At 66.3% G+C, this 26,997-nt stretch carries 23 protein-coding genes; 10 read left to right on the top strand and 13 right to left on the bottom strand.

What is annotated here, in order from left to right; translation table 11 throughout:
- Nucleotides 1-2: 2 nt before the first annotated feature.
- Together CyaNS01_RS00800 and CyaNS01_RS00795 are read right to left on the bottom strand one after the other, a co-directional pair.
- Nucleotides 3-1,127 carry a hypothetical protein gene (locus CyaNS01_RS00800; RefSeq protein ID WP_186698094.1) on the bottom strand — a complete coding sequence of 375 codons (1,125 nt, stop codon included), beginning with the start codon at nucleotides 1,125-1,127 and terminating at the stop codon, nucleotides 3-5.
- A 113-nt stretch (nucleotides 1,128-1,240) separates the two neighbouring features.
- On the bottom strand, nucleotides 1,241-2,035 hold the full coding sequence (locus CyaNS01_RS00795) for a class I SAM-dependent methyltransferase (RefSeq protein ID WP_186698092.1): 795 nt from the start codon (nucleotides 2,033-2,035) through the stop codon (nucleotides 1,241-1,243).
- An 863-nt stretch (nucleotides 2,036-2,898) separates the two neighbouring features.
- Between CyaNS01_RS00795 and CyaNS01_RS00790 the strand changes: the two genes are divergently transcribed.
- The gene (locus CyaNS01_RS00790) at nucleotides 2,899-4,386 is read left to right on the top strand and encodes a YdiU family protein (RefSeq protein WP_186698091.1); all 1,488 of its coding nucleotides are present in this window, start codon (nucleotides 2,899-2,901) and stop codon (nucleotides 4,384-4,386) included.
- A gap of 128 nt (nucleotides 4,387-4,514) precedes the next feature.
- Nucleotides 4,515-4,703 (top strand): hypothetical protein, encoded by a 189-nt coding sequence (locus CyaNS01_RS00785; RefSeq protein WP_186698089.1) that lies wholly within the window; start codon nucleotides 4,515-4,517, stop codon nucleotides 4,701-4,703.
- Nucleotides 4,704-4,753: 50 nt separating this feature from the next.
- Here CyaNS01_RS00785 and CyaNS01_RS00780 read toward each other — a convergent pair whose 3' ends face one another.
- Nucleotides 4,754-5,257, bottom strand: coding sequence for a DUF2062 domain-containing protein (locus CyaNS01_RS00780; RefSeq protein WP_186698087.1), 504 nt, complete (start codon nucleotides 5,255-5,257; stop codon nucleotides 4,754-4,756).
- Nucleotides 5,258-5,265: 8 nt separating this feature from the next.
- Here CyaNS01_RS00780 and mnmE point away from each other — a divergent pair, with 8 nt between their 5' ends.
- The 5 genes from mnmE to grrM all read left to right on the top strand — a co-directional run bounded on the left by mnmE (nucleotide 5,266) and on the right by grrM (nucleotide 10,481).
- Entirely contained in the window at nucleotides 5,266-6,696 is a 1,431-nt protein-coding gene (mnmE, locus tag CyaNS01_RS00775; RefSeq protein WP_225875720.1) for a tRNA uridine-5-carboxymethylaminomethyl(34) synthesis GTPase MnmE, read from the top strand.
- 55 nt (nucleotides 6,697-6,751) lie between these two features.
- The gene (gene nadC, locus CyaNS01_RS00770) at nucleotides 6,752-7,615 is read left to right on the top strand and encodes a carboxylating nicotinate-nucleotide diphosphorylase (RefSeq protein ID WP_186698085.1); all 864 of its coding nucleotides are present in this window, start codon (nucleotides 6,752-6,754) and stop codon (nucleotides 7,613-7,615) included.
- 101 nt (nucleotides 7,616-7,716) lie between these two features.
- Nucleotides 7,717-8,748 carry an extracellular substrate binding-like orphan protein GrrP gene (gene grrP, locus CyaNS01_RS00765; RefSeq protein WP_225875719.1) on the top strand — a complete coding sequence of 344 codons (1,032 nt, stop codon included), beginning with the start codon at nucleotides 7,717-7,719 and terminating at the stop codon, nucleotides 8,746-8,748.
- Nucleotides 8,749-8,814: 66 nt separating this feature from the next.
- The gene (grrA, locus tag CyaNS01_RS00760) at nucleotides 8,815-9,291 is read left to right on the top strand and encodes a GrrA/OscA1 family cyclophane-containing rSAM-modified RiPP (RefSeq protein WP_186698083.1); all 477 of its coding nucleotides are present in this window, start codon (nucleotides 8,815-8,817) and stop codon (nucleotides 9,289-9,291) included.
- An 11-nt stretch (nucleotides 9,292-9,302) separates the two neighbouring features.
- Nucleotides 9,303-10,481 carry a cyclophane-forming radical SAM/SPASM peptide maturase GrrM/OscB gene (gene grrM / locus CyaNS01_RS00755; RefSeq protein ID WP_186698082.1) on the top strand — a complete coding sequence of 393 codons (1,179 nt, stop codon included), beginning with the start codon at nucleotides 9,303-9,305 and terminating at the stop codon, nucleotides 10,479-10,481.
- Here grrM and stpA read toward each other — a convergent pair.
- Nucleotides 10,471-11,694, bottom strand: a complete 1,224-nt coding sequence (stpA, locus tag CyaNS01_RS00750) for a glucosylglycerol 3-phosphatase (RefSeq protein ID WP_186698080.1) — start codon at nucleotides 11,692-11,694, stop codon at nucleotides 10,471-10,473. The two genes, grrM and stpA, sit on opposite strands and share 11 nt — an antisense overlap.
- Nucleotides 11,695-11,839: 145 nt before the next feature.
- Between stpA and CyaNS01_RS00745 the strand changes: the two genes are divergently transcribed.
- Nucleotides 11,840-13,384, top strand: coding sequence for a glycerol kinase GlpK (locus CyaNS01_RS00745; protein WP_186698078.1), 1,545 nt, complete (start codon nucleotides 11,840-11,842; stop codon nucleotides 13,382-13,384).
- Nucleotides 13,384-14,949, top strand: a complete 1,566-nt coding sequence (locus CyaNS01_RS00740) for a glycerol-3-phosphate dehydrogenase/oxidase (protein ID WP_186698076.1) — start codon at nucleotides 13,384-13,386, stop codon at nucleotides 14,947-14,949. The genes CyaNS01_RS00745 and CyaNS01_RS00740 overlap by 1 nt, the downstream gene beginning before the upstream one ends.
- Here CyaNS01_RS00740 and CyaNS01_RS00735 read toward each other — a convergent pair.
- The 9 genes from CyaNS01_RS00735 to CyaNS01_RS00695 all read right to left on the bottom strand — a co-directional run bounded on the left by CyaNS01_RS00735 (nucleotide 14,910) and on the right by CyaNS01_RS00695 (nucleotide 25,782).
- Nucleotides 14,910-16,619, bottom strand: coding sequence for an alpha-amylase family protein (locus CyaNS01_RS00735; protein ID WP_186698075.1), 1,710 nt, complete (start codon nucleotides 16,617-16,619; stop codon nucleotides 14,910-14,912). The two genes, CyaNS01_RS00740 and CyaNS01_RS00735, sit on opposite strands and share 40 nt — an antisense overlap.
- A gap of 69 nt (nucleotides 16,620-16,688) precedes the next feature.
- A complete protein-coding gene (locus tag CyaNS01_RS00730; protein WP_186698073.1) occupies nucleotides 16,689-17,678 on the bottom strand; it encodes an ABC transporter ATP-binding protein in 990 nt (329 codons plus the stop codon).
- Entirely contained in the window at nucleotides 17,675-18,511 is an 837-nt protein-coding gene (locus tag CyaNS01_RS00725) for a carbohydrate ABC transporter permease (RefSeq protein WP_186698071.1), read from the bottom strand. The genes CyaNS01_RS00730 and CyaNS01_RS00725 overlap by 4 nt, the downstream gene beginning before the upstream one ends.
- A complete protein-coding gene (locus CyaNS01_RS00720; protein WP_186698069.1) occupies nucleotides 18,508-19,377 on the bottom strand; it encodes a carbohydrate ABC transporter permease in 870 nt (289 codons plus the stop codon). The genes CyaNS01_RS00725 and CyaNS01_RS00720 overlap by 4 nt, the downstream gene beginning before the upstream one ends.
- The gene (locus CyaNS01_RS00715; RefSeq protein ID WP_186700015.1) at nucleotides 19,374-20,624 is read right to left on the bottom strand and encodes an ABC transporter substrate-binding protein; all 1,251 of its coding nucleotides are present in this window, start codon (nucleotides 20,622-20,624) and stop codon (nucleotides 19,374-19,376) included. The genes CyaNS01_RS00720 and CyaNS01_RS00715 overlap by 4 nt, the downstream gene beginning before the upstream one ends.
- 38 nt (nucleotides 20,625-20,662) lie before the next feature.
- Nucleotides 20,663-22,174, bottom strand: a complete 1,512-nt coding sequence (gene ggpS, locus CyaNS01_RS00710; RefSeq protein ID WP_186698067.1) for a glucosylglycerol-phosphate synthase — start codon at nucleotides 22,172-22,174, stop codon at nucleotides 20,663-20,665.
- A gap of 331 nt (nucleotides 22,175-22,505) precedes the next feature.
- A complete protein-coding gene (locus CyaNS01_RS14875; protein ID WP_186698066.1) occupies nucleotides 22,506-22,775 on the bottom strand; it encodes a FeoC-like transcriptional regulator in 270 nt (89 codons plus the stop codon).
- 12 nt (nucleotides 22,776-22,787) lie between these two features.
- Nucleotides 22,788-25,169 (bottom strand): Fe(2+) transporter permease subunit FeoB, encoded by a 2,382-nt coding sequence (gene feoB, locus CyaNS01_RS00700; protein ID WP_186698064.1) that lies wholly within the window; start codon nucleotides 25,167-25,169, stop codon nucleotides 22,788-22,790.
- The gene (locus CyaNS01_RS00695; RefSeq protein ID WP_225875718.1) at nucleotides 25,162-25,782 is read right to left on the bottom strand and encodes a FeoA family protein; all 621 of its coding nucleotides are present in this window, start codon (nucleotides 25,780-25,782) and stop codon (nucleotides 25,162-25,164) included. Before CyaNS01_RS00695 ends, feoB begins: the two co-directional genes overlap by 8 nt.
- A 441-nt stretch (nucleotides 25,783-26,223) precedes the next feature.
- Between CyaNS01_RS00695 and CyaNS01_RS00690 the strand changes: the two genes are divergently transcribed.
- Nucleotides 26,224-26,928: a histidine phosphatase family protein gene (locus CyaNS01_RS00690; protein WP_225875717.1), complete on the top strand. Its 705-nt coding sequence runs from the start codon at nucleotides 26,224-26,226 to the stop codon at nucleotides 26,926-26,928.
- The last annotated feature ends 69 nt before the right edge of the window (nucleotides 26,929-26,997 follow it).

Here is a 26,997-nt window from a genome sequence, read left to right as displayed (position 1 = left end):
ATTCACCGCCTAATCATTCTTCTTAGCCTGCGAGTCTTTTCTCTTATGGGCTGACTTGAAGGCTGTAGATGCTGAGCAAGCTTCATCAGTCTGAAAGCAACACGAACCCCAAGTGACTCTTTTTCCAAGATCTTATTTGCTGTCTTCATGAGAAAACTTGATCTCTTTGCCCGCCAAGCGCGATCTTCACTTTGACTCAGCTCAGAAATAGCACCCTTAATGATGGCAACCTGAGAATCATCGAGGGGACAGATCAAATTCGATTCTATCTCAACATCGCTGGTGACTACAAGTGGGGAAGACAGAGGCAATCTTCGATTAATCGCATGGATGATCGGTTTCATTTCATCAGCAATCTTCTTGCTTGACGAAGCCGATGGCAACAAAGGGTCAGAATCAATATCTGGGAGTGAGTTAACCAACGCATCTGATAGCTTGGTGCCCGCGAACTTGCCATAGAGTCGATTGACAAGAACGAGAGCCTGCAACTCTGAAACAGACATCGACCGGTTTACTCTCATAGTTGTAAATCTATGAGTATCGACTAAAGTATCTATGCCAATGATTTCAGAGATTCTTCGGGTAATTGCATAGCCTAAATTCGAAAAGTTTAATAGAGAAAAGGAAATCTCCTTGCTCTCGAGCTGTTCAATAATCTCGAGAGCTCTGAAAGCATGCTTGCATCTATAGCTAGTACGCTCTAGAAAGGCCTCGTATGAAATGAACAACCCATCACGCTTAACCAGTTGATGGTATTCAGATGAGAGCATATCTCCTGGATTGCGGACAGCTAGAATCACGTGCAAGTTAAAGTTATCCTTACTATTGTCGAGAGCCGCGTATACACTATCCATATAGTGGAAAGCATTCTCACAGGAAAAAACATACTTATCGTAATTCTGGTTGTTCCTCACGGTCGCCAAGACCTGAGTGTCAAACCAATCATTCGTGTCACTCGGATCAATGTTGCCTGAACTTATCCGTGATCGGATCGCATTAGAAAAGCTGGGATGCTCTTTATACAGTATGCCTGCAGAAAGAAGCATCTTCTGAGATTGTGCCATCAATGCCTGGAACGCCGAGGTTCCGGTTTTGCCATGACCAATATGGAGGTAGATCTGCTTCATTATTGCATGAGTAGGTTATTAATCGGATTACGATCTAATCAAATATCGTTCAGTTCGGTTGGGACTCTTTCTCACTACCAGTAGTGTTGGCTGAATATGAAAAGTGGTAAGCATTACTGGGGAGGCTTGTGCTTCGAGTGCGCAAATAGAGTCATGCAAGGTCCATTGGGATGATCCATTTGACAGGAATGTATATCTATGTCAAAACCATGATCGCTTAAGCGAGTTAGGATGTCGTCCTTTTGAACCCATATTGAATACTCTTGACCACCGCCACAGAAGGATTGATCTTTTTGTCCTTGACCATAGAATTGCTTAAATGCCGGGTAAGTTGTGCCACCTGCACTGAGTTCGATTTGGCTCCATCGATTAGGCCAAAGACTTGTCAATGACTCATCATAGAAATGAGTCCATATTCCCACAGATAGACATTTAGACAGGATGAGGTCAATTGTCTCCAAGGGATTTTTCATGTGATAGAGAACGCCACTGGCAGCAATAAAATTGAATAGAGGTGTGCTGGGATTCTTTAGATAAGGGATAAAATCACCGTAGAGCGCCTTGGCATGGAGATTGAATTCATTATAAATGATTAGTGTTTTTAGAAACGCCCTGGAATTGCTTTCAATTGAAGTAACATTCCAGCCTGCATTGGAGAACATATAGGAATGTGCCCCCTCCAGCGGCCCCAGCTCGAGTGCATTAATTGATTCTGAGGTAAGCGAGCTGCCAAACAACTCATTTGTTTTCTTGATCCAATAGTCTGCGCGTGGGTCAGAAAAGAGTGGCGCTCTTCCACCATCTGGACAGCCTGGTATGGCAGAGCTCCACTCGCCTTTAAAGATGCCAATTGTATTGGACAGAGATGGTGGCTTGTCCGTGTAGTGATCCAGAATCCTGTCTGACATGCCCCAAGGAGCAAAGATTGTGATCAGTATAGTAGAGAGCCTGCTTGAGGCCAGGATCCTGATGCTGGCTAAAGCTGTTATTCGTCAGCCCAGGCTGAAGCAGGCGCGTGCGCTGCCAACGCCGCCTGCAACCATAGAAGTCTAACAAAGGTACTCAATCTCTAGAAGGCCAGTCTTGTTTTCACCAATGAGACAGATGTGAGCCACTTTAGGTCCTAATGTCTACACTGGCCTCGTACTCAGGCCTGTTGGTTTGCCTTTGGGGCCTAGAGGGCTTTCCAATCGTACACTTTTATCCGACACGCCGATCTTTTGGATAGCATATAAGAAGCAGTGGTCTTGCACGGTTCATCGACGCCTCCATGCAGGGAGTATCTTGAGCTTTAGGCCATTTTCCTGATGCCCCGGCAGGAATAGACCCCTCCGAGGTCCGAGCTGATACTGACTGACCCGAAGGGATTCTCCTCCTTCGGATTGAAAGGCACTTTCTCCTCCTCAATCGGATCAGGCAGGCTGCTTCCGAAAGCATCCAGCCGTAGGAGGTGCTCCACGGCTGCGGCAATCCAGACTTCGGCCTCGCATTCCTTGAGAGCTTCTCAATGCCGACCCGGCAGCGCATCCCATAGGCCAAGACATCTGCACAGTAATGGAACCACTACTTTGCCTTGGCGGCAACATACATCTCAGGATCTCTCTTGCCCTCTTCGTTCTTGGTGGAATGGAGGGCGCAGATGGCCTTCCATCAAGGATCGCCCGCTTCTTGATTTTATCGATCACCGACGTTGAAGCTCCCCCTGCCTCGTTGGCAACCCAGTGTCCCTTGGGACCTGCTCATTAGGGTCAATCCGCTCAAGCTTGTTGCAATGCCCCCCAACCCCCTGCTCGCCCTGCCGTTCGAGCCCCAGCTCGAAGGACTCGGGGCTGACTACTGGGAAGTGGTGGAGGCAGCGCAGTTCCCGCGCACCCAGCTGCGCTTCCGCAACGACTCCCTGTTACACCAAATCGGCCTCAATCCTGCCAGCGTCTCCGACGCCGACATCGAGGCCGCTTACGGCCGCTTCGAGGCGCGCACACCCCTGCTGGCCCTGCGCTACCACGGCCATCAGTTCGGCACCTACAACCCCTTTCTGGGCGATGGCCGTGGCTTTCTCTATGGCCAGCTGCGCGACCGCCATGGCCAGCTGCAGGACCTGGGCACCAAGGGCAGCGGCACCACCCCCTGGAGCCGCGGCGGCGATGGCCGCCTCACCCTCAAGGGGGGCGTGCGGGAGGTGATCGCCGGCGAGGCGCTGCAGCGCCTGGGCGTGACCACCAGCCGCAGCCTCAGCCTGGTGGAAACAGGGGAGGATCTGTACCGGGGCGACGAGCCCTCCCCCACGCGCAGCGCCGTGATGGTGCGCCTGGCCCGGACCCACCTGCGCTTCGGCAGCTGCGAGCGGCTGCTCCATCAACGCCAGCCGCGACAGCTGGAGCGGCTGCTGCAGCATGTGGTGATCACCTACTACCCCGAGGTGGCCGCAACCGAAGCGACTGGGGAGGCGCGGCTGCTGGCCTTTTACGGCGAGCTGGTGGAGCGGGTGGCCCGACTCAGCGCCGGGTGGATGGCCGCCGGCTTCACCCACGGGGTGCTCAACACCGACAACATGTCGCTGGCCGGGGAGAGCTTCGACTACGGCCCCTTCGCCTTCCTCGACCGGTGGGATCCGCACTTCACGGCGGCCTACTTCGATCACGCCGGTCTCTACGCCTACGGCCAGCAACCGGCAGTCGCCCACCAGAACCTGCGCCTGCTGCAGGAGCCCCTGATGATGCTGCTGCCCCGGGCCGAGCTGGAGGCTCGCCTGGAGCGCTTCGCGCCGGCCTTCGACCACCACTACCGCCAGCTGATGGCCAGGCGGCTGGGGCTGCCGCCGGCATGGCCGGGGGAATGGGATGGCCTGGGGGAAGCCCCGGATCCCCTGCCTGCCACCTTGCAACTGCTGGCGGCCTGGCCCGTGGGCTACGGATCCTTCTTCGCCGGGCTGGCGGCGCGGGTGGCAGAGGCAGGCCTGCCGAGTACACCCGATGAGCTGGGGCCCTTCCTGGCGGGGGCCCCGCAGCCGCCCCGGCAGCCTTGGCTGGCCTGGCGTGACGCCTGGTGGGCCTGCAGCCACCAGGCTGCCAACACCGAAGCCAACTCCCCAGACGCGGCCAGCGCGGCCAGCTCGATCGCCGATCGCCTGCAGCGCTGGAACCTGCCCGAAACCCCGGTGCGTCGAGTGATTGAGAGACTCTGGGAGGCGATTGATCAGGCCGACGACTGGCAACCCTTCCACGACTGGCTGGCGCGCACTGTGGTGAAGGACGACTGATTCGAGTGGCTCTGAGCATGGGCATTCGGCCACAGCGCCCGGGCCGTGTGTCTGCTGCTACAGCTCAATCGGAGCAGGTTGTCTACAAAATCAGGATAATTTTTTGTCCGACAACCACCCATCTGGCCATGACATCTGAACAGGCCGCCGAACTGATTGACCACACCCTCGATCAGGTGCATCAGCGCCTGCAGGATCTCCAGGATCAGTGCCTCAGCGAAGACCATCAGGCCCTGGCTGAGGAATTCCGCGAATGGCGCCATCCCACCGGTGGCCACATCGACCTGATGGTGTTTCCCGGCCTGGCCAATTCCTGATCCCCGTCCTGAAGCGAAGTCTTGAACCCGATTCATGGGCGGGGCCTGCATCAACCTGTGGGCGGCCGTGGGACTTGGGGATCAGCCTGGCCGCCTGTCTGCAGCAGCCAGCGCCAGTAGAGCCAGCCGCCCAGGGGCCCGGCGGCGAGACCCACCACCAGGGATCCCAGCAACATGCGGCTCGCAAAAGCCCAGCCCAGCTGCCAGATCGCCTCACTGCGCAGGCTCTCCATGCCCGGCCAGCCCTGGCCCGGCCCCAGGAACACACTTCCCAGCTTGAAGTTGAGCCAATAGAGGGGCAGGTAGGTGAAGGGGTTGCTGATCCAGGTGCCCGCGGCGGCGAGCAGGTGGTTGCCCCGCACCAGGCTCGCCAGGGCCACCCCCAGCAGGGTCTGCAGCCCGAAGAACGGAAAGCAGCCGCAGAACACCCCCGCCGCCAGCCCCCTGGCCCGCTGACCGGGGCTGCCCTCCTGCTGCCACAGCCACTGGATCGCCCGCTGGATGGCACGCACCGCGGGGGCAAGCGGTTGAAACTGGGGTGGACGCAGCGCCATGGAACGGGGTGACAGGCGAGCTGGAGCTGGATGACGAAGCGATCACGGCCAGCGCCCAAGGCGGCGACACGATCGCAGCGGTCGCCACGGCGATCGCGCCTGGGCAGGGGAGTGTGGCGATCGTAAGAATCTCCGGCCCCCGGGCCGAGGCCATCGGCGCCCGGCTGTTCCGGGCGCCGGGGTCCCAGGTGTGGGACACCCATCGGGTGCTGTATGGCCACGTGGTGGATCCGGCCACGCAGGAACGGGTGGATGAGGCCCTGCTGCTGCTGATGCGGGCGCCGCGAAGCTTCACCCGCGAAACCGTGGTAGAGCTCCATTGCCATGGCGGCCTGGTGCCGGTGCAGCGGGTGCTGGAGCTGGTGCTGGCCGCCGGGGCCCGCCGGGCCCAGCCCGGGGAATTCAGCCAGCGGGCCTTTCTGAACGGCCGCCTCGATCTCACCCAGGCCGAGGCGGTGAGCGAGATGATCACGGCCCGCAGCCGCCGCGCCGCCCAGCTGGCCATGGCCGGCCTCGATGGCGGCCTGCAGCGCCGTATCGGCAGCCTGCGGGAGCGGCTGCTCGACCAGCTGGCCGAACTGGAAGCCCGGGTCGACTTCGAAGACGACCTCCCCCGCCTCGATGCCGCTGCCGTAGTGGCCGCCCTGGTGGCGGTGCAGCGGGAGCTGGAGGCCCTGGTGCTGGAGGCGCGTCAGGGCGCGGCCCTGCGGGAGGGCCTGCGGGTGGCGATCGTGGGGCGCCCCAATGTGGGCAAGAGCAGCCTGCTCAACCGCCTCAGCCACCGCGAGCGGGCGATCGTGACCGACCTGCCCGGCACCACCCGCGATCTGCTGGAGAGCGAGCTGGTGCTCGACGGCGTGCCGCTCACCCTGCTCGACACCGCCGGCATCCGGCCCACCGCCGACGCCGTGGAGCAGCTCGGCATCGCCCGCAGCCACGAGGCCCTGGCCAGCGCCGATGCGGTGCTTCTCCTGTTCGATCTCCAGGCCGGCTGGACCGAGGAGGACGCCGCCCTGCGGAACCTGGTGCCGGAGGGGGTGCCCCTGCTGCTGGTGGGCAACAAGGCGGATCTGATCGCCCCGGATCAGGCAGGGCCTCCTCCAGCCCAGTCCGAGTCGGTGGCGACAAGCCCCGATGGCGTGATCAGTGCGCTGACCGGCGCCGGCAGCGATGCCCTGGTGCAGCAGCTGCTGCGGCGCTGCGGGGCGGGCGATGGGCAGGGTCTCCAGGTGGCCCTCAACGCCCGTCAGCGCGATCTGGCCAGCGAGGCGGCGACTGCCCTGACGGGCAGCCTGGAGGCCGCCGAGCAGGGGCTGCCCTGGGATTTCTGGACCATCGACCTGCGCACGGCGGTGCGGGCCCTCGGTGCCATCACCGGCGAAGAGGTGAACGAGGCGGTGCTGGATCGGGTGTTCTCGCGCTTCTGCATCGGCAAGTGAGCCGGGCAGGCTGCCATGGTCCTGGAGGGTCCGCCCTCCTGCCGCGCTCGCTGCCATGCCACCCCTGAGCCCCCTGCAGCTCGAGCCCCTGCTGCGCGCCTGGCTGGCGGAAGATCTGGGCCGCGGCGACCTCACGGCGCCCGCCCTGGCGGGGGTTCGGGGCCGGGCCCACTGGGTGGCCAGGCGCGCCGGGGTGTTCTGTGGCGGGGCGCTGGTGGAGCCCCTGTTCCGCCTGCTCGACGCCGAGCTGCAGGTGCGGCTGCTGGTGGGTGATGGCGAGCGGATCCAGGCCGATCAGCGGTTGCTGGAGCTGGAGGGAGATGCCGCGGCCCTGGTGGCAGGCGAGCGCACGGCCCTGAACCTGGCGATGCGCCTGAGCGGCATCGCCACGGCCACCGCCGAGCTGGTGCAGCAGCTGGAGGGCAGCGGCGTGCGTCTGGCCGACACCCGCAAGACAACTCCAGGGCTGCGGCTGCTGGAGAAATACGCCGTGCGCTGTGGCGGCGGCCTCAACCACCGCTTCGGGCTCGACGACACCGCCATGCTCAAGGAGAACCACCTGGCCTGGGCGGGCGGGGTGGTGCCGGCCCTGCTGGCGGTGCGGGCTGCGGCCCCCTGGCCCGCCCGGGTGATCGTGGAAGCGGAGACCGCCGCCGAGGCCGAGCAGGCGATCCAGGCCGGCGCTGACGCCGTGCTGCTGGATGGCTTCAGCCCTGGTGCCCTGGCCGAGCTGGTGCCGGTCCTGCGCCGGCTGGCCACAGACCTGGGCCGGGCTGTGGTGCTGGAGGCCTCCGGGGTGGAGCCGGCCCAGTTGCGCGCCTGTGCGGCCAGCGGCGTGGACCTGATCTCCAGCAGCGCACCGATCACCCGCAGCCCCTGGCTCGACATCAGCATGCGCTTTGCGCAGCAGTGGATCTGAGCGGTCTTCGTCGCAATGAAGAATCCCGCAGGCTGCAGCCCGCCGCATGGCCGGATGCCCCAGGCCTTGCCAGAGTCCTGGGGCATCCGGCGTGGCGTGCTTTGTCTTCCCCAGGCCCTTCGGCCGCTCCCTCCCCAGGGGGATCAGCCCCTTACGGCCGCCCCCTGAGCCTGAGCTGCCGCCGAGCCCGCCGCCTCGGCCGCGCGCTCTGCAGCACGGCCACCCTGGCAGCCCTGGCCGTGGCTGGGGGGCTGGCGGTTCCGGCTGCCGCCCTGGCGGGAGGAGCCGTGGAACGGGTGGCCCGCTCCGGGGAACTGGTGCTGGTCGGCCCCGCCGACGCGCCGCCCCTGCTGAGCGGTGGCAACGAGGGCCAGCCCCAGGGCTACGCGGTGCTGCTGGGCGAGCGGATCGCAGCCGAGCTGGCCAGGGCCGTAGGCCGTCCCGTGAGGCTCCGGCTGGTCATGGAGCCCGACCTGGCCGCCACCGCCGCTCGGGTGACGGCCGGCACCGCCGACCTGGCCTGCGGCATTCCCTTCAGCTGGGAAGCCGACATGACCGCCGACTTCTCAATGCCCATCGGCGTGTCGGGCCTGCGCCTGCTGGCCCCGGCCGGCCGCTTCGACGGCAACCCGGCCGCCCTCACCGGCCGCCCGATCGGCGTGGTGCGCTCCACCCTGGCGGAGACGGAGCTCCAGGGGATGCAGCCCGAGGCCCGTCTGGTGCCGTTCGCCAACCTGTCCGAGGCCCTCGATGCCCTGGAGGCGAACCGGGTGGAGGGGGTGATCGGTGACACCAAGGTGCTCGCTGCCCTGGCCCGGGCCCGGGGACTCAAGGACCTGGCGCTGGTGCCCGACCAGCCCTTCGAGAGCTATGGGGTGGCCTGCCTGCTGCCGGAGAACGACTCCGCCTTCCGCAACCTGGTGGATCTGGCCATCGCCCGGCTGCTGCAGGGCTATGTGGACGGCAGGCCAGAAGACGTGGCCGCAGTGGATCGCTGGCTGGCGCCCGGCACCGGCCCCGGCGCTGCCCATGAGCAGGTCGATGAGATCTTCCAGGGGCTGTTGCTGGGCCGGGAGGCGATCAGGCCCCTGCCCGCGGCCGACGGTGATCAGCAGCCCGAACCCGGCAGCTGAAGCGGCCTCTGCTCCCCTTCCCGCCGTTCCTTTTTTCCGTCCGCGCGTCTCTTCCCAGCACCTGTCATGGCCTTTCTGACCCACTCCCGCCTGTTCGGCCTGCTGCTGCTGGTGTCGTTGCCGCTCGACTGCGCAGCGGCCCTGGCCACCGCCGCCGCGCAGCAGGGATCGACCACCAGCATCGAGGAGCGGATGCAGCGCATTGCAGCGGTGGTGCGGGACAGGGAGCAGCAGGCCGGCACCGACCTGGAAGGCCAGGATCGTGAGGCACTGGGGCCAGAGGCCGGGCCACCGGACGCCCTGGCCTACGTGTTCGTCAACGCCCCCACCGTGGGCTGGGGCAACGGCGGCTTCCGCAATGGCGGCTTCTACAACGGAGGCTTCCGCAACGGCGGCTTCTTCAATGGCGGCTTCCGCAACGGGGGGTTCCGCAACGGCGGCTTCCGCAATGGCGGTGGCTTCCGTAATGGCGGCTTCCGCAATGGGGGCGGCTTCAGGAATGGGGGCTTCCGCAACGGCGGTGGCTTCCGCAACTTCCGCTGAGCGAGGCCCCGATGAGCGTCACCCCGGTGCCTGAGCTGGCCTATGGGCCGGTGCGGCTGCTGGTGCTGCAGCCCACCCCCTTCTGCAACCTCGACTGCAGTTACTGCTACCTGCCCCAGCGGGACGACCGCACCCGGCTGTCGCTGGAGCTGCTGGAGGCGGCCCTGGAGCGGGTGCTGGAGAGCCCCTTCTTTGACGGGGGATTCACCCTGCTCTGGCATGCGGGCGAGCCGCTCACCATGCCGATCGCCTTCTACGACGCCGCCAGCGCCCGCATCCAGGCCGTGCTGCAGCGCCACGGGCTGCCGCCCTCCACGGTGGTGCAGTCGCTGCAGACCAACGCCACCGTGATCGATGCGGCCTGGTGCGACTGCTTCGAGCGCCACGACATCCACGTGGGCGTGAGCATGGATGGCCCCGCCTTCCTGCACGATGCCCACCGGGTCACCCGCACCGGCCTGCCCAGCCATGCCGCCGTGATGCGGGGGGTGGACTGGCTGCAACGGCGGGGCATCCCCTTCGAGGTGATCTGCGTGCTCACCGCCGCCGGGCTCGACCATGCCGACGCGATCGTCGATTTCTTCCTGCAGCAGGGCATCGGCGACGTGGGCTTCAACATGGAGGAGACCGAGGGCGTCAACACCCAGTCCAGCCTGGAGGTCTCGGCGGGGGAGCGGCCCGCCCTGGAGGCCCGCTACCGCCAGTTCATGGAGCGCGTCTGGGACCGCTGCGGCGACCAGCCCGAGCGGTTGCGGATCCGCGAGTTCGAGGGAATCACCAGCCTGGCCTGCGGCGAAGCCCGCCTGGTGCAGACCGATATGAACACCCCCTTCGCGATCGTGAACGTGGATGCCCGCGGCAACATGTCCACCTTCGATCCGGAGCTGCTGTCGGTGCACACCGAACGCTTCGGCGATTTCTGCTTCGGCCATGTGCTGCGCGACAGCCTGGTGGATCTGGCCGGCACGCCGAAGTTCCAGCAGGTGGAGCGCGAGATCCGCACCGGTGTGGAGCGCTGCCGGGCCAGCTGCGACTACTTCGGCCTCTGCGGTGGAGGCGCCGGCAGCAACAAGTACTGGGAGCACGGCCGCTTCGACGGCACCACCACGCAGCACTGCCGCTACCGCATCCAGCTGGTGGCCGAGGTGGCCCTGGCCGGCATGGAGCGCGAGCTGGGCCTCAACCCCTGAGGGCCTGACCCCGGCGCTCGGCGAGCCTGCCGAACAGCTCCACGTATTGCAGTGGCCCGCCGGCCAGGCTGGCGTCGATGCGCAGGGAATCCTGCGGATCGGTGAGACCCACCAGGCGGCCATCGGCGTGGGAGGGGCGGTCCACGGCGCCGCCGCTGCTGTCCACCAGCACCACCCGGTTGGCCGTGCCGAACACCGCGCCCAGCTCCTGCAGCAGGGTGAGGAAGCCCCGGTCGCTGCCGCCCCGCAGCCAGCCCCCGCCTGGTGCCGGCACCGAGGTGATCGTGTCGCCCACCCCCACCAGGGTGGGCATCAGCGCCGGCTCGAAGGCCGAGCGGGCCAGCTCCAGCAGGCTGGGGTGGTCGTGGGGGGCCGTGCGCACGTTGAAGTCGGCGCCGAGGGGGGGGCTGCCGCTGCGGCGGCCGATGGCCTGATTGAGCAGCACCAGCAGGCCCACCTCCTTGAGGGCGCCGCGCAGCATCAGCTGGAAGTCCGTGGTGCCGGGGCCGGCGGGGCTGGCGGGCTTGAGCTGCTCAGCGCCGTCCCGGCTGCCGAGGTTGGGGGCCAGGTGCAGAAAGAAGGCCTCGCTCAGGCCTGCCGCTGTGGCCTCCGCCAGCAACTCCCCCATCAGCTCCAGAGCCAGGGCCTGTAGATCCTGCTGGCCGGCCACGTTGCCCTCCACGGCAGCGAACAGCCCGTTGAGGTTGAGGCTGGGGGAGAGGGGGTTGTCAAGCACGGCCGCCTCCACCAGGGCCTGCCGCCGATCCCCATCCAGGTGGGGCAACAGCGCCGGCAGCCGCTCCAGCAAGCTGCGCCGCAGCCGCTGCGGCACCGCCGCCAGGAACGCGATCTCCCCGGCCGACACCCCCGGGTGGCTCACCCGGCCAAAGCGGTCCTGCAGCTGCACGCCACCGGCCGCCAGCCCGGGCAGGTAGAGGCCCTCGGCGGCGGGCTCGGCACTGCCGGCCAGGGCCTGCTCCACCACCCGGTTGACGCCGCGGCTGCCCTCGTGCTCGCCGTTGGTGAGCACCGCAAACTGTCCCTCCAGCTGCCGCGCCGCGCGGATGTAGGCCGGCTCCAGACGCCGCTGGCGCGGATCGTGCACCAGCTCCATGCACACCCCGTCGAGGTCCTGCACGATCAGCAGCTCGGCAGGGGCGGCCAGGTCCTCGAGCAGGGCGTCCGGGCTCAGGGGGTTGGGCGAGAGGGGCATGGGGCGGGCTGCCGGGGCGTCGGGCGGCCGGGGGCCGCTGCAGTCACCCTGCCCCATCGGCCCACCGTTGCACTTCCTTGCGGCCGGGTGGATCCCTGGGTTCAGCCCGGCCTGTTGTGCTACCAAACTCAAAACAGGTGGCTGCATGGGTTCTGCCCTCTTTCTGAGCATCGACCAGGGCACCACCAGTTCCCGGGCGGCGCTGTACGACCACCAGGGCCAGCAGGTGGCCTGCTGCGGTGCCCCCCTGGAGTGCCATTACCCGGCGGATGGCTGGGTGGAGCAGCACCCGGAGGCGATCTGGCAGAGCCAGCTGGCCGCCCTGCAGCAGCTGGAGCAGGCGATCAGCCCGGAGCAGCGCCGCGCCGTGGTGGCCTGCGGGATCGCCAACCAGCGTGAAACCACCGTGCTCTGGCGCCGGGGCACGCAGGAGCCCCTGGCCCCGGCGATCGTGTGGCAGGACGGCCGCACCGCCGCCCTCTGCGCCGCCTGGAAGCAGCAGGGGCTGGAAGCCACCATCCGCCAGCGCACCGGCCTGCTGGTGGACCCCTACTTCAGCGCCAGCAAGGTTGTGTGGCTGCTGCGGGAGCTGCCGGCGGCGGCGGCGGCAGCGGCGGCCGGGGAGCTGTGTTTCGGCACAGTGGACAGCTGGCTGCTGTGGCGGCTGTGCGGACGCCACGCCACCGACTGCAGCAATGCCAGCCGCACCCTGCTGATGGACCTGGAGCAGCTGCGCTGGGATCTCGAGCTCGCCTCCAGCCTGGGGGTGCCGCCCGATGCCCTGCCGGAGCTGCTGCCGAGCCAGGCCGCCTTCGGCACGATCGCGGCGGGGCTGCCCTTTGCCGGCGTGCCGATCACGGCGGTGCTGGGAGACCAGCAGGCCGCCACCCTGGGCCAGAGCTGCCTGACCAGCGGCGAGGGCAAGTGCACCTACGGCACCGGCGCCTTCCTGGTGATCAACACCGGCGCCACGATCCAGCGCTCCGACGCCGGCCTGCTCAGCACCGTCGGCTGGACCGATGCCGCCGGCCGGCCCACCTACTGCCTGGAGGGCAGCCTTTTCAACGCCGGCACCGCCATTCAGTGGCTGCGCGACGGTCTGCGGCTGATCGAGCGCTCCGACCAGGTGAACGCCCTGGCGGCCAGCTGCAGCAGCAGCGGCGGCGTGATGCTGGTGCCCGCCTTCACCGGCTGGGGCACGCCCCACTGGGATCCGGCGGCGCGGGGCCTGCTGATCGGCCTCAGCCGCGACACCGGCCCGGCCCAGCTCGCCCGGGCCACCCTGGAGGGGATCGCCCTGGCGGTGGCCACCCTGGTGGAGCTGGCCGAAGAAGCCCTGGGCGAGCCCCTGCAGGAGCTCGCTGCCGATGGCGGAGCCGCAGCCGCCGATCTGCTGCTCCAGGCCCAGGCCGATGCCACCGGCCTGCCGGTGCGGCGTCGGGCCGACCTGGAGAGCACGGCGCGGGGCGTGGCCCTGCTGGCCGGGGTGCAGGCTGGAGAGCTGGAGGGCCTGGGCGCCTGGAGCGACCTGGCCGAGGCCCCCGGTGCCCGGCGCTTTGAGCCCGCAATCAGCCCGGAGCAGCGCCAACATCGGCAGCAGCGCTGGCGGTCCGCCGTGGAGCGCAGCCTGCACTGGCATGAACCCGACCTGCAGCAGGCTCAAGTGGTAACCCCTTCCGGAGCAGACTGATGACCGTGGATCTGCTCGTGATCGGTGGCGGGGCCACCGGGACCAGCGTGGCGCTTGAGGCCGTGCGCCGTGGCCTCTCGGTGACCCTGGTGGAGGCGGGCGACATCGCCCAGGGCACCAGCAGCCGCAGCACCAAGCTGCTGCACGGCGGCGTGCGCTACCTGGAACTGGCCTTCCGCCGGCTGGACTGGCGCCAGCTGCAGCTGGTGCGGGAGGCACTGGGGGAGCGGGGCCACTGGCTGGAGGCGGTGCCGTTTCTGGCCCACCGGCTGGAGCTGCTGCTGCCCACCGCCGGCTTCATTCAGCAGGCTTACTACGGCATCGGCCTGGGGCTCTACGACCTGTTGGCCGGGCGCCGCGGCATCGGCGCCAGCCGCTGGCTGGCCCGCGGCACCGTGCAGCAGCAGTTGCCCGAGCTGGCTCCCGGCTACAGCGGCGTGGCCTACAGCGATGGCCAGTTCGACGATGCCCGGCTCAATCTGTTGATCGCCCGCACCGCCGCGGGCCTCGGCGCGAGCGTGCACACCCGCACCCGGGTGGTGGAGCTGCTGCGCCAGCAGGGCCGCCTCAGCGGCGCGGTGGTGGAAGACCTGCAGACAGGCGAGCGCCGCGAGCTGCAGGCCCGGGTGGTGCTGAACGCCACCGGCATCGGCGCCGACGCGATCCGCCGCATGGCCGATCCCGACCAGGGCCCAAGGCTGCAGGCCAGCCGTGGCATCCACCTGGTGCTGAAGGGAAACCTCTGCCCCGGCGGCACCGGCCTGTTGATTCCCGCCACCGACGACGGCCGGGTGCTGTTCGTGCTGCCCTTCTTCGGCCGCACCCTGGTGGGCACCACCGACACCTCCTGCCCGGTCGGGGAGGCCAACGCCCCCAGCGCCGAGGAGGAGGCCTACCTGCTCAGCTACGTGCGGCGCTGGTTCCCCCAGCACGGAGAGCCGCAGGTGTGCAGCCGCTGGGCCGGCGCCCGCCCCCTGCTGCGCCCGGCCAGCGCCGCCAGCCCCGCTGCCGCGGGTGCAGCCCCGGAAACCTCCACCGTGGTGCGCGAGCACGAGGTGGAGCAGCTCCCCTCCGGACTGATCAGCGTGATGGGCGGCAAGTGGACCACCTGCCGCCCCATGGCCCTCGATGGCCTGAAGGCCGTGGCAGCCCAGCTGGGCCGTCCCCTGGCGGAGCCCGCCGGACCCACGCCCATCCTGGGTGCCGAAGAGGAGCCTGAGTCCACCCGCCGGGGGCTCGCCGCCCTGGAGCAGCGCCTCGGCGCTGAGCACCCGGCGGCCCTGGTGCAGCATCTGCTCGCCAGCCACGGGTTGCAGGCCGAGGCGGTGCTGGCCTGCGCCGCCTCGCCCCAGGAAAGGGAACCCCTGAGCCCGGTGATTCCTCTCACCGCCGCCGAAGTGCGCCACGCCGTGCGCCACGAGTGGGCCCGCAGCAGCGACGACGTGCTCTGGCGGCGCTGCCGCCTCGGCTTCGTGGACAGCGCCGAGGCCGAACGACTGCGGCCCGAGGTGCAGCGGCTGCTGGATCAGGAGCTGGCGGCCACCGGCTCCGCCCTTTCGGGCTGAGGCGGCTCGCTGGCCTCGGCCACCATGTCCGCTTCGCCCACGAGCCACCAGAAGAAGCCGTAGGCGGGCAGGTAGATGAACCAGCTGTCACTGGCGGCGGGAAACTCGCAGCCCCACACCACCTCGCGCATGCGGCTGCCCCGCCACTGGCCCAGATCGAGCTGGGTGGAGGCTCCCGTGCCCGACACATTGGCCGCCACCACCATGGTCATGTCGCCGGTGCTGCGGGCGTAGCTCAACACGGAGGGGTGGTCGCTCTCCAGCAGCTGGAAATCCCCCAGCCGCAGGGCCGGCAACTGCTGGCGGCTGGTGAGCATGCGGTGATGCCAGTTGAGCAGGGAGCCGGAGAGCTGTTGCTGCACGGCCACGTTCACCACCCGGTAGTCGTAGCCGGGGGCGGTGATCGGCGGCAGCACCAGCAGGGGATCGGGTGCCGTGGAGAAGCCGCCGGCGCGGTCCCGCGTCCAGGCCATCGGCGTGCGGTTGGCATCGCGGTCGCGCAGCCCGGGCCAGTCGCCCATGCCCAGCTCATCGCCGTAGTAGAGGCAGGGGATGCCGGGCAGGCTGTAGATGAGGCTGTGCAGCAGGGTGTTGGGGCGCGGATCACCGTTGAGCATCGGCGCCAGCCGACGGTTGATGCCCCAGTTCAGCCAGTGGCCCTCGGCGTTGGGGAAGCCCGTGCACACCGCCTCCACCACCGCATCGCTCACCAGGTGGCCATCGCCCAGCCACAGCTCGTCGTGGTTGCGCAGGGGCAGGGCCCAGCGGCAGCCCGGTACGGCGTTCTGGGCCTCGCGCAGGCAGGTGTAGAGCTGGTCGCAGCGCCCCTGGGCCACCGCCGCGAACAGGTGGGCGGTGAGGGCGAACTCGAAGGCCGCATGCAGCTCCCCCTCCGCCAGGTAGGGAGCCGACTCCTGCACCGGCTGGATCGCCTCGGCCAGCAGCAGCACGTCGCGGTCGCAGGCGTCCACCCGCTGCCGCACCCGCCGCAGGAAGGCGTGGGTCTCAGGCAGGCCCTCGCAGCGGCTGCCCTCCTCCTCGAACAGGAAGGGCACGGCGTCGAGCCGGAAGCCGTCGATCCCCTGCTCCAACCAGAAGTCCACCACCGCCAGCATCTCCTCCTGCACGGCGGGGTTGGCGTAGTTGAGGTCGGGCTGGTGGCGCAGGAAGCGATGCAGGAAGTACTGCCCCGCCACCTCATCCCACTCCCAGTTGGAGCTCTCGTAGCGGCGGAACAGCACGGGGGCGTCGGCGTAGCCGTCGTCGCGATCCCGCCACACGTAGAAGTTGCGCTCGGAGCTGCCGCTCGGAGCCCAGCGGGCCCGCTGGAACCAGGGGTGCAGCACGCTGGTGTGGTTCAGCACCAGATCGAGCACCACCTTGATGCCGAGCCGATGGGCCCGCTCCAGCAGCTGGCGCAGGTCGGCCATGCAGCCCAGATCAGGGTGGATCGACTTGAAGTCGGTGATGTCGTAGCCGCCGTCCTTGAGCGGAGAGGGGTAGATCGGCGTCATCCAGATCGCGTCCACCCCCAGCCAGCTCAGGTAGGGCAGCCTCTCCCTGATGCCGGCCAGATCGCCGATGCCGTCACCATTGGCATCGGCGAAACTGCGCGGCAGCAACTGGTAGATCACACAGCCTTCCCACCAGTGCGCCACCGGATCAGGCATCAGGCATCCAGACCCTCTCGCTCTGTCTTGGTTTAAGCGCAAATGGCCGCCAGCGCCAGCACCCGGGCCTCAGCAGCGCAGCCCGCTGGCCTGCTGGAAGCGATGTTCATGGCGCCGGTCCCAGCCCAGCTGCAGCGTGCTGGCGATCGGCTGGCTGCCGTCGCAGGTCCAGCGCAGCTCGCCGTGGGGGCTGCTGAGCGTGAGCTGCTGGCTGGCACCGTGCCACTCGCGGCTGAGCACCTGCACCGGCAGACCGCCCTCGGTGACTGGATACAGGTGCTCGGGGCGGATGCCCACCAGGAGGCCGTGCTGCATCGGCAGCAGGTTGATCTGGGGCCGGCCGATGAAGCGCGCCACCGCCACGTTGGCGGGCGTGCCATAGAGCTCCTGGGGCGTGCCGCACTGCTGCAGGCGTCCCTGCTGCAGCACGGCGATGCGGTCGGCGATGCCCATGGCCTCCTGCTGGTCGTGGGTCACATAAACCACCGGAGCCTGGCTGCCGCAGAGGATCGTGCGCAGCTGGGGCCGCAGCTCCTCGCGCAGCTGGGCATCGAGGTTGCTCATCGGTTCATCCAGCAGGAACACCCGCGGCTGGCGCAGCAGGGCCCGGGCCAGGGCAACCCGCTGGCGCTGGCCGCCCGAGAGGTCGGCGGGGCGGCGCTGGCTCTGGTCCTCCAGCTGCAGCATGGCCAGCACCCGGGCGATCTCCAGCTGCCGCTGCTGCCGCGACACCCCCCGCAGTTCCATGCCCAGGGAGAGGTTGCGGGCCACGCTCAGGTGGGGGTAGAGCGCATAGCTCTGGAACACCATGGCCACCTGGCGCCGCCTGGCCGGCAGGGCGGTGATGTCGCGCTCACCCAGCAGGATGCGGCCGCCATCGGGCTGATCGAGGCCGGCGATCAGCCGCAGGATCGTGCTCTTGCCGCAACCGCTCGGCCCCAGCAGCGCCACACATTCGCCCGGCTCCACCCGCAGGTCGATGCCCGCCAGGATCGAGCGCTGGCCGAGGCGGCGTTCGAGGCCTTCGAGGCGCAGGGCAGGGGCTGGTGCGCTGCTCATCCCTTGATCGCTCCCTGGGTGAGGCCGGCCACGATCTGGCGCTGGAACAGCAGCAACAGGGCCAGCAGTGGCACGCTGCCCAGCACGGTGGCGGCGGCGAAGGCGCCGTAGGGCACCGTAAACACCGAGGAGCCGGCGATGCGGGCCATGGCCGGCGCCAGGGTGAGCAGCTCACTGCGGCTGAGCCAGGTGAGAGCGATCGGAAACTCGTTCCAGCTGAACAGGAACACCAGCAGCGCCGTGCTCACCACCGAGGGCCCCATCAGCGGCAGCAGGATCCAGCGCAGCCGCTGCCAGAGGCTGAAGCCCTCCAGCACGGCGTTCTCCTCCAGCTCCCGCGGCAGCTCCGCAAAGGCCGCCTGCAACAGCAGCAGGGCCAGGGGCAGCGACAGACCGGCGTAGGGCAGGCACAGGGCCAGCAGGTTGTTGGCCAGCCCCAGCTGCCGCGCCACCTGCAGCAGGGCCAGAAACAGCAGCACGTAGGGGAACACCGCCGCCGCCAGCAGGCCACCGCCCATCAGCAGCCGCAGCAGGCCGCCGCGGCGGCTGAGGGCATAGGCACAGGGGATGGCGAGGGCGAGGGTGAGCAGGGTGCTCAGGGCCCCCACCACGGTGCTGTTGAGCAGGTAGCGCCAGAAGGGGGGATCGCTGCCCAGCACGGCGCCGTAGTTGGCCAGGGTCCAGCCGCGGCCCAGGGCCTCTGCGCCGGCCAGCAGGGCCTCCGGGGTGCGCAGGGAGGTGTAGAGCTGCCAGAGCATGGGCGCCAGACTCCAGATCAGCAGCAGCGCCACCAGGGCCAGGCGTCCGCCACGGGGGGAAGGGGCCTGGCTCATGCCGCGCCCTCCCGCCGCCGGCGCTGGCTGAGCACCAGGGCCAGGGCGCAGGCCAGCAGCAAAGCAAACATGCCCAGCATCACCGTGGCGCTGTAGCCGAAGTCGAGAAAGCGCATGGCATTGAGGTAGGCGTAGAGGGCCAGGCTCTCGGTGCTGCTGGCGGGGCCGCCGCCGGTGAGCACGGCCACCAGATCGAACACCCCCAGGGCCTGGGCCAGGCGGAACAGCAGCACGATGAAGATGTAGGGGCGCAGCAGCGGCAGGGTGATCCAGCGCAGGGCCTGCCAGGGGCGGCCACCCTCGAGGGCCAGGGCCTCGTAGAGATCGGCCGGAATGCTCTGCAGCCCGGCCAGCAGCAGCAGGGCCACGAAGGGAGTGGTTTTCCAGACATCGGCCAGCACCACGGCCAGCCAGGCCAGCTGGGGCGATGCCAGGAAGGGCAGACTCGGCAGGCCGATGGTCTGCAGCAGGCCGTTGATCGGCCCGTTGGGGTCGTTGAAGATCCAGCGCCAGCCCAGGGCCATCACGGTGGTGGGCAGGGCCCAGGGCAGCAGGCTGAGGCTGCGCACCAGGCCCCGGCCCCGCCAGCGCTGGTGCAGCAGCAGGGCGATGGCCAGCCCCAGCAGCAACTCCAGTCCCACCGACACCACCGCGAAGCGCAGGGTCTGGGCGGCGTCCTGCCAGAAGCGGCCGTCGCCGAGCAGCCGCTGCCAGTTGGCCAGCCCCACCGGCACGGGCTCCAGGCCCGTGAACACCGACTGGGCCTGCAGACTCAGCCAGGCGTAATCCAGGATCGGCCACACGAACACGGCCAGCAGCAGCAGCAGCGCCGGGGCGATCAGCAGCAGGGCGAGGGCCGCACTCATCGCAGCGCCGCCTGGCCGCTCGCCTGCAGCAGCTGCTCGCTGGCTCGCCCAGCCCGGTCCATCGCCTGGGCCGGCGGGGTGTCGCCGGTGATCACGCCACTGAGCTGGCGCTGCACGATGTCGCTGAGCTGGGCGTAGCCGGGGTTGATCGGACGCAGCACCACGGCCTCCAGGGCCTGCTGCAGCACGGGCAGCAGGGGGCGCTCCAGCACCAGCTCCGGGTCGTCGAACAGGGCGGTGAGGGTGGGGGTGTAGCCCCAGCGCCGCACCAGCTGGCGCTGGCTCTCGGCGCCGCTGAGGGCCTGCAGCACCTGCACGGCCTCGGCGGGATGGGCCGTGCCGGCCAGCACCGAGAGTCCCCAGCTGCCCTGGGTGGCGCCGGAGGTCTGACCGGGCTCGGCCACCATGGTGGTGACGCCCACCTTGCCGGCCACGGCGCTCTGGGGCCGTTGCAGCTCCTGCCAGGCGTAGGGCCAGTTGCGCATCAGGGCGGCGTCGCCGGCCTCGAAGCTCTGCAGGGCCTCCGGTTCGGCGAAGTTGGCCACGGCGGCGGGGCTGACGCCCGTGTCGATCAGGGAGCGCATCCAGGCGGCGGCCTGATCGGCGGCGGGTGTCAGCAATCCCATGCCGGGCTGGTCGGCCTGCCAGGCCCCGCCGAAGCCGTGCAACACCTCCAGGAACACGCAGCTGAGGCCTTCGTACTGGCGGCCCTGCCACACGTAGCCCCAGCGCACCCGGCCTTGGCGCTGCAGCTGCTCGGACACGGCCACCAGCTCGGCGGGGGTGCGGGGCGGGGCGTCCATCAGGTCGGTGCGCCAGTAGAGCAGGCCCATGTCGGCCACCAGGGGCAGGCGCCAGAGGCGGCCATCGATGCGGTTGCCGGCGCGGGCGCCCGGGGCGAGAGGCTCGAGGGCCTCGGCGCCGAGCCAGTCGTCGAGGGGCAGCAACCAGCCGGCGGCGGCGTACTTGGCCGTCCAGGTGACGTCCATCAGCAGCAGGTCGTAGGGGCTGTCCCCCAGCAGCAGGCTGCTGATGGCCAGATCCGACACCGACTCAGTCTCAAAGGGGCCCCGGGTCACGGCGATGCGCAGATCGCGGTGGTCGCGGTTGAAGGCCGCCACCTGCTCGGCGGTGGCATCGGCGAAGGGAGCGGGCATCAGCACCCGCACCGTGGTGGGCTCCTGAGCACCGGCCAGGCTGCGCCAGCCACCCACGCCCCCGGCCAGGGCGACCACCATCCCGAGCATCAGGCCGAGGGCCAGGAGCCAGCGTCTGGAGGGGAGGCTCAAATCGCGCGCAGGGTGCCCAGTTGCTGTTCGGCCCAGTGCTGCACGGTGAATTCCTCCACCGCCTCCGACATCGAGGCCATTCTCTGCTTCTGCTCCTCCAGGGGCATCTCCAGGGCGGCGACGATGGCCGCGTCCATGCTGCGGTGGGAATAGGGGTTGGTGACCACGGCGTCTTCCAGTTCCACCGAGGCTCCGGAGAATTCCGAGAGCACGAGCACCCCGCCCTGGCCCTGGCGGGCGGCGACGTATTCCTTCGCCACCAGGTTGAGGCCGTCCCGCAGCGGCGTGATCCAGCACACATCCGACTGGCTGAACCAGGCCACCAGCTCGTCGTAGGGGGTGCGGCGGGTGGAGAGGCGCACGGGGGTCCAGTCGATGCGGCCGAAGCGGCCATTGATGCGGCCCACGATCTCCTCCACCGAGCGCTGGATGTCTTCATAGATGCGCATGCCACTGGCGGCGGCCACGCAGGCGAGGAACAGCTCCACCCGGCCGTGCCACTGGGGCTGCTGCTCCAGCACCCGCTCATAGGAGAGCAGCATCTCCTCGTTGCCCTTGGTGTAATCCACCCGGGAGGCCGAGATGATCAACTTGCGGCCGGCATGCTGCTCGGAGATCTGGGTCGCCATCGTCTGCACCTCGGTGCTGTCTCTCAGCTCACGAATCACATCCGGAGAGGTGCCAACCGGTGAGGCCTGGATGTGCACCCGACGGCCGTTGTGCTCCAACCAGGGCAACACCGTGGGCTGGGCCAGGGCACTGCCGTGGTGGCGGAACTTGACCGCCACAGGCACGGGATCCCCACAGCGGGCGCCACGCAGATTGATGGCGGTGCGGGAGAAGTTGTCGGCGTAGCGGGGAATGTGGAAGCCCACCAGGTCGCAGCAGAGCAGGCTGTCGAGAATTTCATCCCGCCAGGGCAGGATGCTGAACACGTCGTTGGAGGGGAATGGTGTGTGATGGAAAAAGGCGATCCTCACATCGGGCCGGAGGGCCCGGATCTGGGCTGGGGCCAGCCAGAGGTTGTAATCGTGCACCCAGATCGTGGCCCCTTCCGCCGCCTCCTCACAGGCCGCACGGGCAAACGACTGGTTGACGCCTACGAAGGTGTCCCAGTCTGAGTTATCAACACTGAAAAGGCCTGGAAAGCTGTGAAGAATCGGCCAGAAGGATTCCTTCGAGGTGACATGATAAAAGCTTGAGATCTGCGTTTCAGTGAGCGGCAACCGTCTCAGCGTGAACGGGTTGGCCGATGGAACGGTGAGCCGTTCATCAGCAGCATTGGCGGCGTCTTCATCCTGGCGCCAGGAAATCCAGGTGCCGGAGCGTTCCTCCAGAAACAGGTTGCGGAGGGTGGGAATGATGCCGTTCGGGCTCTTCTGGTCGACAAACTCAGTGCTGCCATCAGCAGCGGTTTTCAGGTCGTAGGGAGAGCGGTGGTACACCAGCACAAAGCTGCTGCCGCCGAAGGCCTGGCTGGAAGCCGAGCGCTCAAGGGTGCTGGGCATGGTCGGACTGGATGTGGTCGGACTGGGTGTGGCACGCATGGCTTGGGACACTGGTATCAACAGGAGATCGCTGGACTGAAGGGTGTGGGCCGCATGGCGGATCAGCGCGTTCACCAGGCAGGCCGAGGGCCTGATCGCGTCGCCAGCGCTGCGCGCCGAAAATGATTTACAGAGTCGAATCTAACGTTCCACACTAGATCATGCGTACCACTTTGTCAAGCGCTTTTCATCGTCGCTTGCGCATCGCGGATGTCCTCAGTGTGCTGGGCAGAGTCACATCAAGCTGATCGATGGGCGGCAAGGATGATGCAGAAGCGATCTCCAGCGAGACTCACTGAGGACACTGCTCCTGCTGACAGGGCCATTGAACCGGTACGTCCGTGTCGCCCATCCAGCGGTAGAACTCCAATGCTTTCTCATCGCAAAGCGAGCAGCCATGGCAGCGCTGCGCACGAGGCAGGCGCTGGGCCCGGCCCTTACGCTCCAGCAGATCCAACATGCCTCGCAGAGCGTCAGCTGGTACACCCAGGCTGGCTTCCACCTGGGTGAGCGAAGCCGCTCGATGGTCTCTTAAGTAATTCTGAAGAAGACTGAGAATCACAGGATCTGGATCTCACAGGGCTTGGGCAGAGGCATCATTCAGCCGCTCGCGCTCCGGGTCCACGGCCCGGGGGCCGATGGCCTTCAAGCCGAGAATGGTGAGGGCAGCAGCCACCATGACGGCCAGAATCCAGCCCATGGACAGGCGCGGATGGCTGGCAAAGGTTCCCACCTGATAGAAGAGGGTGGATGCGGCGTAGGCCAGACCCGTGGTCCAGAGGCCGACAAAGGCTGTCCAGCCCCCGTTGGTTTCCCGGTAGACCGCCCCCATGGCGGCCACACAGGGGAAGTAGAGCAGCACAAAGATCAGGTAGGCAAAAGCTCCGATCCTGCCGTTGAAGCGGGTGGCCATGGCGCCGAACGTTCCCACCCCAACCGCTTGCGCCTCGGCCGCTGAATCCACGTTGCTGACATCACCCACAGTGATGCCCAGGGGGTCGAGCAGCATGGCGGGAACCTCCGAGAGATTGGCTGGAATGGTGGCCACCGCCTCCGCCAGGCCATCCCAGAAGCGGAAGTCGTCGTCGGCCTGGGGAGCGAGGCCTCGGGCCGCATCATCCTGGGCCCCAAGCGTGGAATAGAGCGCATCAAGGGTGCCCACAACGGCCTCCTTGGCAAACACACCCGTGAAGATTCCCACCGTGGCCGGCCAGTTCTCCTGACGGATGCCAAGAGGGCTGAAGACAGGAGTGATTGATCGGCTGACGCTGCTGAGCACAGATCGATCACTGTTCTCATTGGAAAAGCTGCCATCAACACCCACTGAACTGAGGATGCTGAGCACCATCACCATGATCACAATCACTTTTCCGGCCCGCATGATGAAGCTTTTCAACCGCTCCCAGGCTCGGATCAGCACTCCCTTGATGGTGGGCATGTGGTAGGCCGGCAACTCCATGACGAAATGGGATGCCTGGCCACGCAGGATGGTGGTTTTCAGGATCAGGCCGGTGAGCACGGCCATGGCAATACCGATGAGGTAAAGACCAAACACCACGTTCTGACCGGATAAAGGGAAAAAGGCCGCAGCGAATAGGGCATAGACCGGCAGTCGCGCTCCACAGGACATGAAGGGATTCATCATGATCGTGAGCAATCGATCGCGCCTATTTTCAAGCGTACGGGTGGCCATGATGGCAGGCACATTACAGCCAAATCCGATCAGCATGGGTACGAATGATTTGCCTGGCAGGCCGATCACGCGCATGAAGCGATCCATCACGAAGGCCGCCCGGGCCATGTAGCCCGAATCCTCCAGGATGGCCAGAAAAAGGAACAGGATTCCAATGATGGGAATGAACGTGGCTACGGTCTGGATGCCGGCGCCGACACCTCCGGCAAGGATCAGGATCAGCCACTCAGGCATCTGAGCCGCAGCCAGCAGGGCGCCGAATCCATCCACGAAGATGGTGCCCGCAGCAATGTCAAAGAAATCAATAAATGCTCCACCGATGTTGATTGTCACCAGAAAGAGTGCATACATCACCAGCAGGAAGATGGGGATTCCCAGCCAGCGGTTCAGCACCACCTGATCGATCCGGTCTGACACACTGCGGCTGACGAGACGGGTCTGCCTGGCCACGCCAGAGACCAGCTGCCGGATCCAGCCGTAGCGGCTGTCAGCGAAGACCACATCGATGTCGTCCTGGAGAACCTGGCGGATGCAGCGCCGATGGCTCGCCACCTGCTGGCTCAGCTCGCGCCGGCCCTGCAGCAGGGTCTCGCCCTGGGAACCGCCCTCCAGAAGCTTGAGGGCCAGCCAGCGGTGGTCCGGCGTGAGGCTGCCGGCGCCCACAGCGGCGCTCAGGCAGCCGAGCTGGGGCATCAGGGCGGCGATGGCATCCTCCACCACTGGCGGGTAGGCCACATAGGGCCGGGGTGGCGTCGGGCTCTGCAGCTCACGCTCCACGCCATGCAGGAGGCTCTCCACCCCGATGCCCTTTGCGGCCACCAGCGGAACGACCGGGGATCCCAGCCGCTCGGAGAGGGCGACGCTGTCGGTGGCGAAGCCCGCCTCTTCGGCCACATCAATCATGTTGAGGGCCACGATCATGGGGAGACGCATCTCCATGATCTGGGCAGTGAGATAGAGATTCCGCTCCAGATTCGAGGCATCAACAATATTAATGATCAGATTCACCTTGCCGGAGGTCAGATAATCCCTGGCCACCTTTTCATCGAGGCCTCCGTGGGAATCAGCCAGGTCAAGCGAGTAGATACCAGGCAGATCCACGAGCCGCACCGGCATGGAACCAACCTCGAGCAGGCCTTCCTTGCGCTCGACCGTGACTCCGGGCCAATTGCCAACCCTCTGATTGGTGCCAGTCAGCTCGTTGAACAGGGTTGTCTTGCCACAATTCGGATTGCCACAAAGGGCGATGATGGCTTCAGGCATGGCGTAACACCGTAACGATCAACATGTCAGCTTCATGCTTACGCAGCATGAGTGAGAATCCCCGCACTTTCAATTCCACCGGATCGCCCATCGGGGCATGGCGAGTGACTTCAAACTCGGTTCCAGGAGTGAGACCCATGGCCAGAAGTTTCTGGCGGTAACTTCTCGATCCCTGCCGATACCCCTGAACACGGCCGCGGCTGCCTGCGGGGAGGGTCTGCAGCTGCACCTGATCCACCGGGTGCGCTGAGCCGGACTGCTGCGTGGGTCCCTGGGGTGACATGTCCATGGATGAAGCGAGCGATGGAATGGAGCTTGACGGCGCGTCCGGGGCGATCTGGATGGCTGAGCGGCGTACCCGGATGGCTCGGCTCATCGCCCCATCCAGGGCCAGGCGGGCATTGGCGACCGCCACCAGATGGGAGTCGCGGGCAGCGCGCATCACCACCCGCAGTGGGCAACCCCGATGCAGGCCCATGCTGATCAACCTGTCCCTGAGTTCTGCCTGGGCGCTCACCTCCACAACCCAGAGTGGTTCCTCCAGGCAAGCCTCAGCAAGCAGAAACGACGACGCATCGAGTCTGGATGGGTTGGCTGGATCGCCTGGTTTCACGTACGCCGCGGCGGAGCGCCAGAGCCCGGGCCAGGACCTCCACCGCCGCAGGGCAGCCACACCTTTGCCGATATCTGGCCAGGTCAATGCAGACCTCTACTCCTGAACCACACACCTTGTTTAGCCATTTCGACTGCAGATGGCATCGGTCATGACACCCGTAAACGTATGAAATGTCACCCTGACCGATCAAGAGCGCACTCAGTGTGTCCAGCCTGTAACAATCAGCACTTGCAGGAGTGATGCACAAGCCATCGGCTTCTTCCTTGATCCCATAGGGTTCAGACGCGGATTGGCGCTCCTTGGCCTGTGCTCCAACGTCTAACATTTATCTGTGGATGGGTGATGAGATCTGACAAGCATGATTCCATTGAACAAGTCGCTTCTAGTTCCGTTCTAAAGAGGTCTTGCTTCATGTCCCGACTAGTCCTGTCTCTTGCCTTGGGCATCATCGGAGTGTCGGCTGCCCATCAGCCTGCATGGACTGCAGTGAGTGAATCTGAACGCGTCTCAACGCGCACAGGGGGCCAGACCATTGCCCCACTTCGCTTGGCTCAGGCGCTGTCCCCTGGTGAACAGGCCAACGCAGACTTTCAAGATCGAATTAGTGGCAAAGCGCTGCTATCAGCCCTGAAACAGGGAGGCTATGTCATCTATTTCCGCCACGCTCAAACGGTGAAAGACTATGCCGATCAAGCCGATCCCAACATGAGCCTGGGCGAGTGCTCGACCCAGCGTCAGTTGAGCCAGCAGGGCATTCAGGATGCCAGAGATATTGGTGCCGCCTTCACGACCAAGGGCATTCCCGTGAGCAGAGTGATCTCCAGCGAGTACTGTCGCTCCTGGCAGACGGCGAACCTGGCCTTTGGAAGGTATGACAAGAAGGATTCACGTCTGAATTTTCTTCCCTACGAGGAGTACACCGATGACTTGGTTGCTTTGATGAACAAGAACGTCACTCCCTTACTGACTGAACTTCCAGAACGCGGCAGCAACACAGTGATTGTTGGCCATGACGACATTTTTGAATCGGCAACTGGCATCTATCCAGATCCCCAAGGCATCGCCTATGTGATCAAGCCGGATGGCCGAGGCGGATTCACTCTCGTGGCCAATGTACTGCCAGGGGAATGGGCGCAACTCTGAGCCTGACGACAGCCCGCTTGACCCAACCAGCCAGAAGGCCCACCGGCACAGACCACTGTGTTGAGAATG

It is taken from the genome of Cyanobium sp. NS01, assembly GCF_014280235.1.
Taxonomy (GTDB): Bacteria; Cyanobacteriota; Cyanobacteriia; order PCC-6307; family Cyanobiaceae; genus NIES-981.
Note: the sequence above shows the minus strand (reverse complement) of the source record. Positions and strands in the feature narration are given on the sequence as shown.

Bases quoted from the DNA above. Each gene is read 5' to 3' on its own strand.
- CyaNS01_RS00800 (WP_186698094.1), bottom strand. From the start codon at position 1,127: ATGAAGCAGATCTACCTCCATATTGGTCATGGCAAAACCGGAACCTCG.
- CyaNS01_RS00795 (WP_186698092.1), bottom strand. From the start codon at position 2,035: ATGTCAGACAGGATTCTGGATCACTACACGGACAAGCCACCATCTCTG.
- CyaNS01_RS00790 (WP_186698091.1), top strand. From the start codon at position 2,899: ATGCCCCCCAACCCCCTGCTCGCCCTGCCGTTCGAGCCCCAGCTCGAA.
- CyaNS01_RS00785 (WP_186698089.1), top strand. From the start codon at position 4,515: ATGACATCTGAACAGGCCGCCGAACTGATTGACCACACCCTCGATCAG.
- CyaNS01_RS00780 (WP_186698087.1), bottom strand. From the start codon at position 5,257: ATGGCGCTGCGTCCACCCCAGTTTCAACCGCTTGCCCCCGCGGTGCGT.
- nadC (WP_186698085.1), top strand. From the start codon at position 6,752: ATGCCACCCCTGAGCCCCCTGCAGCTCGAGCCCCTGCTGCGCGCCTGG.
- grrA (WP_186698083.1), top strand. From the start codon at position 8,815: ATGGCCTTTCTGACCCACTCCCGCCTGTTCGGCCTGCTGCTGCTGGTG.
- grrM (WP_186698082.1), top strand. From the start codon at position 9,303: ATGAGCGTCACCCCGGTGCCTGAGCTGGCCTATGGGCCGGTGCGGCTG.
- stpA (WP_186698080.1), bottom strand. From the start codon at position 11,694: ATGCCCCTCTCGCCCAACCCCCTGAGCCCGGACGCCCTGCTCGAGGAC.
- CyaNS01_RS00745 (WP_186698078.1), top strand. From the start codon at position 11,840: ATGGGTTCTGCCCTCTTTCTGAGCATCGACCAGGGCACCACCAGTTCC.
- CyaNS01_RS00740 (WP_186698076.1), top strand. From the start codon at position 13,384: ATGACCGTGGATCTGCTCGTGATCGGTGGCGGGGCCACCGGGACCAGC.
- CyaNS01_RS00735 (WP_186698075.1), bottom strand. From the start codon at position 16,619: ATGCCTGATCCGGTGGCGCACTGGTGGGAAGGCTGTGTGATCTACCAG.
- CyaNS01_RS00730 (WP_186698073.1), bottom strand. From the start codon at position 17,678: ATGAGCAGCGCACCAGCCCCTGCCCTGCGCCTCGAAGGCCTCGAACGC.
- CyaNS01_RS00725 (WP_186698071.1), bottom strand. From the start codon at position 18,511: ATGAGCCAGGCCCCTTCCCCCCGTGGCGGACGCCTGGCCCTGGTGGCG.
- CyaNS01_RS00720 (WP_186698069.1), bottom strand. From the start codon at position 19,377: ATGAGTGCGGCCCTCGCCCTGCTGCTGATCGCCCCGGCGCTGCTGCTG.
- CyaNS01_RS00715 (WP_186700015.1), bottom strand. From the start codon at position 20,624: ATGCTCGGGATGGTGGTCGCCCTGGCCGGGGGCGTGGGTGGCTGGCGC.
- ggpS (WP_186698067.1), bottom strand. From the start codon at position 22,174: ATGCCCAGCACCCTTGAGCGCTCGGCTTCCAGCCAGGCCTTCGGCGGC.
- feoB (WP_186698064.1), bottom strand. From the start codon at position 25,169: ATGCCTGAAGCCATCATCGCCCTTTGTGGCAATCCGAATTGTGGCAAG.